This window comes from Anabaena sp. 4-3, from assembly GCF_001597745.1.
Taxonomy (GTDB): domain Bacteria; phylum Cyanobacteriota; class Cyanobacteriia; order Cyanobacteriales; family Nostocaceae; genus Trichormus.
Map to the genome: position 1 here is coordinate 1 of NZ_LUHJ01000047.1, position 1,659 is coordinate 1,659.

Annotated in this window: 2 protein-coding genes; one reads left to right on the plus strand and one right to left on the minus strand. The window is 41.2% G+C overall.

All coding sequences use genetic code 11. From position 1 onward, the window contains the following. The first annotated feature begins 110 nt into the window (after positions 1-110). Positions 111-722, plus strand: coding sequence for a hypothetical protein (locus A3775_RS12190; protein WP_066382912.1), 612 nt, complete (start codon positions 111-113; stop codon positions 720-722). Here the strand turns inward: A3775_RS12190 and A3775_RS12195 are convergent, their stop codons facing one another. Continuing rightward, on the minus strand, positions 723-1,601 hold the full coding sequence (locus tag A3775_RS12195) for a shikimate dehydrogenase (RefSeq protein ID WP_066382913.1): 879 nt from the start codon (positions 1,599-1,601) through the stop codon (positions 723-725). Positions 1,602-1,659: the final 58 nt, after the last annotated feature.

A 1,659-nucleotide genomic window follows, 5' to 3' on the forward strand; every position in this document is an offset into this window, starting at 1 on the left:
GGGGGAGAAAAACTAATGACTAATGACTAATGACTAATGACTAATGACTAATGACTTTAATTTAACTTTTGCAATAATTATGATATCAGTCCCACAATTGCAACTAGCTTATGACTCCAGATGAGATAACAACAGCCTTGCAAGCAGCTTTTTATCGTTGTGATGCAGCTAGCTGTCCTCTCACTGATAGGCAGAAAGAAATTTTACTGCAATTGGTTGAAGAATTTCAAACTAAATTTAAGTCGGGAAAATCAGATCCTCCCAACCCCTTAGACGAACTTACGCCAGAGGAATTAGAGATATTTTTAGAGTTCGTCAAGGCAGAGGAACAGCAAAACCGTACGTGGAAGGTGCAATTACTCAACGACTGGCTGCTGAACAATGATTCTGGTAAGGTGCAGTTTATTCGCGATCGCTATGGTTTGCAATGGTTAAATCGTGTGGAGTCGTATCACTTTGACAAGTATGCTTATTTTGAGGATGCCTTAAAACTGAGAGTAGGCGATCGCATTGAAGTTTCTAATGCTTTGTGGGAATGGGTGCAAGAAGATGGCCCTTGTCAGCGTGAATGGTTTCCCTCCATAGTGATTAAAATTGATCAGATTAATGGCAATGATGATTGTTCTACTAACTGTGTTGTTCGCTTCTTTAATGGCACAGAGTACGAAATTCAAGGCATCTACGAATGGAATCGCTATAATTGGCGTTGGCCAAAGAAGTAGTTAGAGTCCTAAATGTTGTCTTAAAGCTTGACGCATGACATCTACAGGTACAGTTTCCCGTTGCAACCAGATTTTTAAGGCGGCGACTCCTTGCTGAACTAACATTTCTAAGCCATCAATAGCAATTGCGCCTTGTTGTTGTGCGTATTGCAGAAATTTTGTTGGTTGGGGAATATAAATCAAATCATAGGCGATCGCACCCACTTGTAAATTCACCATTTCATCAGCACTCACCGGTGACTCATCAACATGGGGATACATTCCCATCGGCGTTGTATTCACCAGTAAATCAGCTTGGGGGATGAGTTGTGTTAACTTATCCCAAGGATGCACTTGTAAATTTGTCCCAATCGGTGAATTAGCCCAACTTTGCTGGAATTCTTGTAAACGTTGTATATTTCGCCCTACTACATGAATTTCCGCCAAACCTAGCTGATGACAACCTGCCACAACCGCCCTAGCTGCGCCACCATTACCTAAAATGACAGCAATTTTCTGACTCCAATCTTGTTTATAGGTTGTTTGCAAAGGCGAGATAAAACCTGCTATATCTGTGTTTGTCCCTACCCATTTGTCATCTTTGCGACTAACAGTATTGACAGCACCGATAGCTTGAGCAATGGGACTAATTTCTGAGAGTAGGGGAATAATTGCTTGTTTGTGGGGAATTGTCACACTAAAACCGACAACACCAACAGTTGCCAACCCAGCGATCGCCACTTCTAAATCCTGTGGTTTGATAGGGAAAGGCAGGTATATATAATCTAATCCTAATTGAGCCAGTGCAGCATTGTGCATCACCGGTGACAGCGAATGTTCAACCGGATGTCCAATTACCCCTAATAATTTAGTTTTACCTGTAATCATTGTTTTAGTCATTAGTCATTAGTCATTAGTCATTAGTCATTAGTCATTAGTCATTAGTTTTTCTCCCCCC